Source organism: Streptomyces sp. NPDC051563 (assembly GCF_044454225.1).
In the GTDB taxonomy this organism is placed as follows: Bacteria; Actinomycetota; Actinomycetes; order Streptomycetales; family Streptomycetaceae; genus Streptomyces.
The window spans coordinates 1-8,075 of sequence record NZ_JBITDL010000070.1 but is presented as its reverse complement, the minus strand read 5'-3'; the positions used below and the strand labels follow the sequence as shown (position 1 = coordinate 8,075).

Here is an 8,075-nt window from a genome sequence, read left to right as displayed (position 1 = left end):
CACCCTGCGGGCGGGGGGGGGCGCCGCGGGGGGCGCCGCTAGGGGGACCAGCCCCCCGCAAAACCCCCCCCCGGGCGGGGCCCCCCCCCCCCCGGCGGGGGGGGGGGGGGGGGGCCCGCCCGGGTGGTGCTCAGGTGGCGCTCAGACGGTGCTCAGGGCGCCGGGGACGTCAGCTCACCTGGAGGGTGACGTCGTCCACGACGAAGGAGGTCTGCAGGGAGGCGTCCTCCACGCCCTGGAACTTCAGCGTGACCGTCTGCCCGGCGAACTGGGAGACGTCGTACGTCTTGAGCTGGTAGCCGGCGGCCGCGTTCACGTTGGACAGGCTCGCCAGCGTCTGGCCGCCCACCGACACGGTGAAGGTGTCGTAGACCGTGTTCTCGGTCTCGGCGGTGTCGATGTGCAGGTAGAAACCGAGCTGGTACGAGGAGCAGCCGGTCGGGATGGTCACGGACTGGGCGGCGCTGTCCGTGCGGGGCGTGCCGTAGCCGTTGAGCCAGGCCTTGTACGTGCCGCCGTGCGGGGTCTGGCCCGCCTGGTTGGTGATGACGTTCGTGGTGGTCGTCCACGGGGTGGTGCCGCTCTCGAACCCGCCGTTCGCGACGAGCTGGCGCGGGGTGCAGGAGGGGCCGGTGCCCGTGACGGTCAGGGTGTAGGTGGTGGTGTGGCTGACCGAGCCGGCGCCGGTGACGGTCAGGGTGTAGGTGCCGGGCGCGGTGCTCGCGCCGACCTGGACGGAGAGCGTGGAGGAGCTGCCCGACTGGACGGAGGAGGGGCTCAGCGAGGCCGTGGTGCCGGCGGGGGCGCCGGTCACCGACAGGGCGACGGTCTGGGCGGCTCCGCTGACGGTCGCGGTGTTGATCGTGGAGCTGGTGCTGCCGCCCTGGGCGGCGCTGCCGGTGGCCGGGGAGGCGCTGATCGAGAAGTCCGGGCCGGGGGTGGTGCCGCCGACGGCCTGGTTCCAGACCGTGTAGGCCACGCCGTCGGCGCTGCGGTCCAGGACCGTGGCGTTGATGTTGCTCGTGGTGTCGCAGGAGGAGTGGTAGCAGGAGTCGTACGCCGCGTTCGCGGTGCCGCCCCACTTCGTGGCCTGGGCCGAGGTCTTGCGGGCGCTGGCACCGGCGGCGTAGCCGGAGGTGGGGATGCCGCCCTGCTGGAAGGAGTAGTCGTCACTGCGGCCCTGGCCCTCGGTGTTCTCCTCGGGAGCGAGGTTCAGCGAGGTCCAGTAGGCCTTGAGCGGGGCGGCCGCGGTGGAGTTGACGTTGTTGATGAAGTAGCCGCCGTTGGGCGAGCCGACCATGTCGAAGTTGTAGTAGGCCTTGATGGCCGACTTCTGGGTGCTGCTGAGCTGGTTGACGTAGAACTTCGAGCCGTTGAGGCCCTGCTCCTCGTCGGTCCACCAGGCGAAGCGCACGTGCTTGGTCATCGTGGGGTTCTTCTGGGCGAGGACGAGCGCGTTCTCCAGCAGGGTCGCGGAGCCCGAGCCGTTGTCGTTGATGCCCGGACCGGCCGAGACGCTGTCGAGGTGCGCGCCGAACATGATCGTCTGGTCGGCGGGGCCGCCGGGCCAGTCGGCGATCAGGTTGTTCGACGGGTAGGTGCACGAGGTGCAGTTCTGCTCGGTCACCGTGTAGCCGGCGGCCTGCAGCTTGCCCTTCACGTACGCCACCGAGGCCGTGTAACCGGCGCTGCCCGCCCGGCGGTTGCCGCCGTTCTGGGTGGCGATGGTGTTCAGCTGGGTCAGGTGCGCCCGGACGGCGGCCACGTCGATGTCGGGTGCGCCGGGCGGGGGCGTTGTACCGCCCACGGTGAGCGCGTAGTCGACGGTGTGCGAGAGGCTCGTGCCCTGGCCCTTGACCACGACGGTCGAGGATCCGGGAGCCGCGCTGGAGGAGGCGGTCAGCGTCAGCGTCGAGGACTGGCCGGACTGCACGGTGGCCGGGCTGAAGGAGGCGGTGACCCCGGCCGGGAGGCCGGAGGCGCTGAGGGTCACCTGCTGGGCGGTGCCCGTGGAGATGGCGGTGGCGACCGTGGTGGTGACCGAGGAGCCCTGCTGGACGGTGCCCGAGGCCGGGTTCAGCGCCAGCGAGAAGTCGCTGTTCTGGCCGCTCGGGGTGCAGGTCGTGTCACCGGACTGGGCGGGCACGCTGATGGCGTCCCAGGCGGCCTTGGTCTTGTTGAACAGGTCGCAGGTGGTGTCCAGCGACTTGGCGGAACTCAGCGTCGCCGTGCGGTACTTCTTGTAGGACATGCTGGAGGTCTTCAGCAGCATGCCGCCGTAGAAGATCTTGCCGGCGTTCTGGACGCCGACCCCGGTCAGCGTGGACTGGTTGCAGGTGCTGCTGTTCGGCTTGCCGCCGCCCGGGCTGGTGCCCTCGGCGAGCAGGTAGAACCAGTGGTTCAGGGGGCCGGCGGCCGCGTGCACCTCGGTGTTCGGTATCGAGGAGCTGTAACAGGCGGGGTCGTTGTTGACGGCCGCGGGGTTGTACATGTTGCGGATCGGACCGTTGCCCACGAGGTTGATCATCTCGCCGACCGTGTAGTCCGGAGTGTCGTACGGGGAGGGCTCGTTGACGAAGGCCTCGGTCAGTGCGCCGAAGATGTCACCGGTGGCCTCGCCGAGCCCGGACTCCTGGCCGCTGGTGCCGCCCGGGGTGTTGGTGTCGATCGCGTGCCCGTACTCGTGGGCGACCACGTCGATGCCGGCGATCCACTCGTTGGCGTTGTTGTGGCCGATGCTGACGGAGCTGCCGTCCCAGTACGCGTTGACGTCGTTCAGGCCGACCTTGGCCGGGAAGCTGCGGCCGTTGCCGCTGACGCCGTTGCGGCCGAGCCACTGGCTCAGCATGTCCCACTGCTTCTGCGCGGCGAACATCAGGTCCACGCAACCGGTCTCCTTGGAGGTCGGGTTGCCCGTGCCCCAGGAGTCGGAGGACTTCGAGAAGACCGAGCCGGAGCTGTAGTCGGCGCAGCTCAGACCGGTCCGGTTCGGGTCGCGCAGGGAGTACGTGCCACCCGAGGCCGTGGTGTCGATGGTCAGCGGGTTCGGGCCGTTCCACTTGCTGTTGCCACTGCCCGCCACCACCTCGTCGAAGGTGTCGACGACCTTGCCGGTGCGGGCGTCCACGAACACGTGGAGCTTGCTGGGCGCCTTGGCGGTCCGCCCGGTCAGAACGGTCTCCCAGGCCAGCACCGCCTTGTCGTCCTTGAGCTTGACGACGAGCCGGCTGCTCTCCACCTTGTCGGTCTTGACCTGCCGGGTGCGCGAGACGCTCTCGGCGGCCTGCGCCGAGACCGACGCGGTGGTGGACACGTCGATCACGGTCGCGGAGGCCGACTGCAGGGCGCGCACCCGGCCCTCGCCGTCGGCGAGGACGACCGCGTCGCCGCCGACGACCGGCAGGCCGCGGTAACTGCGCTCGTACGCGACGGAGTAGAGGTCCTTCACCCAAGGGGTGACCAGGCGCCGGTCGTACTGCTGCTGCGGGGAGTTGACCAGGCTGTCGAGCCCGCTGCGCACGGCCGCGTCGGCCGCGGCGACCGCCCGTTCGGCAGAAGGGGCCGGGGCGGGATCCGCGTTCTGCGCGGCGGTGGCGGTGGTGGCCAGCGTGCCGGCGAGGCCCGTGGTCAGCACCATGGCCGCGAGGGCGGCCATCCATCTGGTGGGCTGCAAGAGTCCACTCCGATCGTGTGGGGGGATGGGGCGGGGAGGGGAAAGGCGGTCTGGCTGTTCGCGGCCGAGTATGGGCGTGTCCATGACGACATCGGGACATCTCTGCCGACATAAGACCGGCGTTATGGTGCAGCCGGATGACGCTGCGTAAGCTGCCCGGATGCAGCTGGAGTTGAGACATCTGCAGGCCGTCTGCCAGATAGCGGAGACCGGAAGCCTGGGGGGCGCGGCGCGGATCCTCGGGGTCTCCCAGCCGGCGCTCTCCGCCCAGCTGCGCCGGATCGAACGGGTCACCGGCGGCGAGCTCTTCGTCCGCGGCCGGCTCGGGGTCGAACCCACCCCGCTCGGCCAGTTCGTCCTGGCCAAGGCCCGCCGGGTGCTCAGCGAGATGGACGCCCTCGGCGCCGAGACCCGGGCCCGGACCGCCGACGCCCCGCTGCGCCTGGGCTGCATCCTGCTGGTGCTGATCGACGGACTGATCGCCCGCCAGGACCTGGTCCTGGCGGGCCGGGAGATCACCGTGGACCTGGAGGACTCGGTGACCGCCCTGGTGCGGATGCTCGGCGCGGGCCGCTACGACGTCATCGTGTACGGAGAGGTGAACGACCACGAGGTGCCGCTGCCCGCGGGGGTGACGGCCCGCACCCTGGTCCCCAGGGAGCCCTTCTGCATCCGGATGTCGGCCCGGCACCCGCTGGCCCGCCTGGAGGCCCTCGACCTCGCGGACCTCGCCGACGAGCAGTGGATGACCCTGGTCGAGGACGACGACGGCGGACCCGAGGCGCTGGTCGAGGCCTGCGCCAAGGCGGGCTTCGTCCCCGCGCTGCGCTACCGGATCACCGACCGCATGATGCAGTACGACCTGATCTCCGCGGGCCGGGCCGTCTCCCTCAGCCAGCCCACCGCACCCGCCGTGGCGGGCACGGTGATGCGCCCGCTGATCGGGGCGCCGATCACCGGGCGCATCCGGCTCGCCTGGAACCGCTCGGCGGTCTCGGCGCGCCAGGCGGAACTCTTCTTCCGGTCGGCCGCCTACGCGTACCTCGCCAATGTGGACAACAACCCCTTCCACCGGGCGTGGTGGGACGAGCATCCGGAAGCCCACCCGGTCCTCGACTGAAGCCGTTCACAGACCCTGACGTCATTTCATACTCCGTACATGGAACGGGTATGGGGATCCCCTTACGCTCTCCGCATGGCAGCGGCCGCCACGTCATTTCCCCTTCGGAGTGCAGGAGGAAATACCCATGAGCAAGAGAGTCCGTACGCAGGTCAGCCGGAGAGGATTCCTCGCCGGCACCGCGGCGGCCGCGGCCGCCGCCACCGTGCCCGCGATCGGCCAGGCGGCAGCGGCCCCCGCAGCGGCCGCGGGCCGGCCGAACATTCTACTGATCGTCACCGATGACCAGCCCAAACAGACCGACTGGGCCGTGCAGAAGACCATCGGCTGGCTCGCCGGACAGGGCGTGAAGTTCAACCACGGGCACGTCACCACCCCGCTGTGCGCACCCTCCCGCTCCTCGGTGTTCTCCGGCCGGTACGCCCACAATCACGGAGTGCGCAACAATGGCTCCGCGGCCGCGCTCGACCAGAACACCACCGTCCAGCGCTATCTGAAGCAGGCCGGATATCGCACGGGCCTCTTCGGCAAATACCTCAATTCCTGGAACATCGCGGACGCGCCCCCGCATTTCGAGGATTTCGCCCTGCTCCAGCCCTCCTACGTGGACGGCAAGTGGAACGTCAACGGGACGGTCCAGACGATCAACGGCTACACCACGAACGTCATCAAGAACCGGACGCTGAGCTTCCTGGACAAGGCGGCCACCGACACCCGCCCCTGGTTCGCCTACGTGACCCCGTACGCCTCGCACGGACCCCGCACCCCCGAGCCCAAGTACGCGGGCACCCCCGTACCCGAATGGAACGGCCGGCCCTCCGTCACCGAGGCCGACCGCAGCGACAAGCCGCCCTACATCCAGGACGCCACCGGCACCCTGGAGGACGGCAAGCGCATCCGTGCGGAGCAGCTGCGCACGCTCCTCTCGGTCGACGACGCGGTCCAGGCCTTCAAGGACAAGCTGGCGGCCACCGGGCAGCTCGACAACACCCTCGTGATCTACATCGGCGACAACGGCTTCGGCTGGGCCGACCACGGCTGGACCGCCAAGTCGGTGCCCTACAGCCCCGCCCACGAGGTGCCCTTCTACCTCTCCTGGCCCGCCGGGGGCCTCGGAGCCGGCACGGTGGACAACCGGATCGTCGCCAACATCGACATCGCGCCCACCATCCTCGACGCCGCCGGGATCACCCCGAACACCCCGCAGGACGGCCGGTCGCTGCTGAGCTCGTACAGCCGCGACCACCTGCTCGTCGAATGGTGGAAGCAGGGCACCGGCCCCGACCACCGCACCTGGTCCTCCTACGTGGCCAAGGACAAGCAGTACGTGGAGTACTACAAGCTGCACACCGATGCCAACGGCACCGTGTCCGGCACCGGAGAGGTCACCTTCCGGGAGTACTACGACCTCGCCGCCGACCCGTACCAGCTGGTCAACAAGCTGTACCAGGCCACCCCGGCGCAGGAGCGGAACCTGGGCATCCCCGCCCTGGCCGCCCAGCTCGCCGCCGACCGCGTCGGCTAGCCGCAGGAACCCGCCCGACCTCCGGCCGGGCGCAGCCCGCCTGCGCCCGGCCGGACCGCAACCGTCCGTACGTTCACCGGAGACCCCATGTCCTCCTCCTGCTGCACCCCGGGCCACGACTCCCCGGCCGGCGCCCTCACCCTGCTCGCCGCGCCGCCGGCCGCCCCGCCCCGGCCCGTACGCGGTCTGCTCGACCTGCCCGGGGGCCGGTTCCTCATGGGTACCGAGGACGCGGACGGGTTCCCGGCGGACGGGGAGGGCCCGGTCAGGGAGGTCGCGGTGGCCCCCTTCCGGATCGCGCCGACCGCGGTGACCAACGCCCAGTACGCCACCTTCGTGAAGGCCACCGGGCACGTCACGGAGGCCGAGGAGTTCGGGTTCTCCTTCGTCTTCGCCGGTCTGCTCGGGCCGGAACTCGCCGCCGCCGCACCGGCCGTGGAAGGTGTCCCGTGGTGGCGGGCGGTGTCCGGCGCCACCTGGAAGCACCCCGAGGGCCCCGGCTCGTCCATCGCCTCCCGGCAGAACCACCCCGTCGTCCACGTCTCGTGGAACGACGCCCGTGCCTACTGCTCCTGGTCCGGGACCAGACTGCCCACCGAAGCCGAATGGGAGTACGCGGCCCGCGGCGGCCTGGAGCAGCGCCGCTACCCCTGGGGCGACGAACTGGCCCCGGGCGGAAGGACGCTGCTCAACATCTGGCAGGGGGAGTTCCCCACCACCCACACCGGCCCCCAGCTGGGCACCGTCCCCGTGAAGTCGTACCGGCCCAACGGCCACGGCCTCTACAACGCGGTCGGCAACGTGTGGGAGTGGTGCGAGGACCCCTTCGCCCCGGGGCACGCGTCCCGTACGATGCGCGGCGGTTCCTTCCTCTGCCACGACTCGTACTGCAACCGCTACCGGGTCGCGGCCCGCAGCTCCAATACCCCCGACAGCTCCACGTCCAACATCGGCTTCCGGGTCGCCGCCTGAGGGTGCATCAGTTCGTCCGCACGACCAGTCCGGCCACGTGATCGGTGACCATGTCGAGGATCCCGGCGGCCGCCTCCTCGTCACCCAGGACCAGGAAGCTCAGGGTCACCCCGTCGGTCATGGCAGCCAGATAGCGGGCCAGCACGCCCACCGGCACGGTGAGCTCGAAGGGGGTGATCCGGCGCAGCTCTTCGAGCAGCTCGGTGTACGTGTCGCAGTAGGACTCGTACTGTTTGCGCGCCAGATGCCCGAACTCCGGCCGGCGCAACGCGTACTGGGTGAGCTCATAGGTGAGCATGTGCGCGCCCGGGCTGGCCGCCACATGGTCCCAGTACGCCTGGAACCCGGCCCGGATGGTCTCGCGCAGCGTCGGTCTCGGCACGATCGCGGCCTTCACGAGGGTCACGTAGTGCGCGGTGATGGTCTCGATGACCGACTCCAGCAGCGCCTGCTTGGAGTCGAAGCAGTAGTGGAAGACGCTCAGGGAGACGCCCGCCTCGGCGGCGATGGACCGGGTCGTGGTCCTGGACACCCCGTCGCGGGTCATCGCGCGGATCGCCGCCTCCGTCAGCTGCCTGCGCCGGTCGGTCAACGGCATCCGTGCCATGTACGGGTTCCCCTTCGCTCCGGTGCGCCCCGGGCGGGGGGGGGGGGGGGGGCGGGCGCGCCCCCCCCCCCCCCCCCCCCCCCCCCGGCCCTGACGGATCATCAGCACGTGCGTGAAACCGGGGGCGATCTCCTCGACGTGGTGCGTGACCATGATCATCGACGGGGCGAGCGGATCG

At 70.6% G+C, this 8,075-nt stretch carries 5 protein-coding genes and 1 pseudogene; 3 read left to right on the top strand and 3 right to left on the bottom strand.

The genetic code is table 11. From position 1 onward, the window contains the following. Positions 1–169: 169 nt before the first annotated feature. The gene (locus ACIA8F_RS39070) at positions 170–3,655 is read right to left on the bottom strand and encodes a M28 family peptidase (protein ID WP_399385806.1); all 3,486 of its coding nucleotides are present in this window, start codon (positions 3,653–3,655) and stop codon (positions 170–172) included. A gap of 178 nt (positions 3,656–3,833) precedes the next feature. Between ACIA8F_RS39070 and ACIA8F_RS39065 the strand changes: the two genes are divergently transcribed. The 3 genes from ACIA8F_RS39065 (at position 3,834) to ACIA8F_RS39055 (ending at position 7,290) form a co-directional block, all read left to right on the top strand. Next, positions 3,834–4,793 (top strand): LysR family transcriptional regulator, encoded by a 960-nt coding sequence (locus ACIA8F_RS39065; protein ID WP_399385804.1) that lies wholly within the window; start codon positions 3,834–3,836, stop codon positions 4,791–4,793. Between the two features lie 127 nt (positions 4,794–4,920). Next, on the top strand, positions 4,921–6,318 hold the full coding sequence (locus tag ACIA8F_RS39060; RefSeq protein WP_399385803.1) for a sulfatase: 1,398 nt from the start codon (positions 4,921–4,923) through the stop codon (positions 6,316–6,318). An 87-nt stretch (positions 6,319–6,405) separates the two neighbouring features. Then, entirely contained in the window at positions 6,406–7,290 is an 885-nt protein-coding gene (locus ACIA8F_RS39055) for a formylglycine-generating enzyme family protein (protein ID WP_399385802.1), read from the top strand. Positions 7,291–7,297: 7 nt separating this feature from the next. Here ACIA8F_RS39055 and ACIA8F_RS39050 read toward each other — a convergent pair whose 3' ends face one another. Both ACIA8F_RS39050 and ACIA8F_RS39045 read right to left on the bottom strand, forming a co-directional pair. Next, a complete protein-coding gene (locus ACIA8F_RS39050) occupies positions 7,298–7,897 on the bottom strand; it encodes a TetR/AcrR family transcriptional regulator (RefSeq protein ID WP_399385805.1) in 600 nt (199 codons plus the stop codon). Positions 7,898–7,981: 84 nt separating this feature from the next. Next, positions 7,982–8,075: pseudogene (locus ACIA8F_RS39045) on the bottom strand (ABC transporter ATP-binding protein); the annotation flags it as partial.

Excerpts from the sequence above, each read along its gene's own strand:
- ACIA8F_RS39070 (WP_399385806.1), bottom strand. The coding sequence starts at position 3,655 with ATGGCCGCCCTCGCGGCCATGGTGCTGACCACGGGCCTCGCCGGCACG.
- ACIA8F_RS39065 (WP_399385804.1), top strand. The coding sequence starts at position 3,834 with ATGCAGCTGGAGTTGAGACATCTGCAGGCCGTCTGCCAGATAGCGGAG.
- ACIA8F_RS39060 (WP_399385803.1), top strand. The coding sequence starts at position 4,921 with ATGAGCAAGAGAGTCCGTACGCAGGTCAGCCGGAGAGGATTCCTCGCC.
- ACIA8F_RS39055 (WP_399385802.1), top strand. The coding sequence starts at position 6,406 with ATGTCCTCCTCCTGCTGCACCCCGGGCCACGACTCCCCGGCCGGCGCC.
- ACIA8F_RS39050 (WP_399385805.1), bottom strand. The coding sequence starts at position 7,897 with ATGGCACGGATGCCGTTGACCGACCGGCGCAGGCAGCTGACGGAGGCG.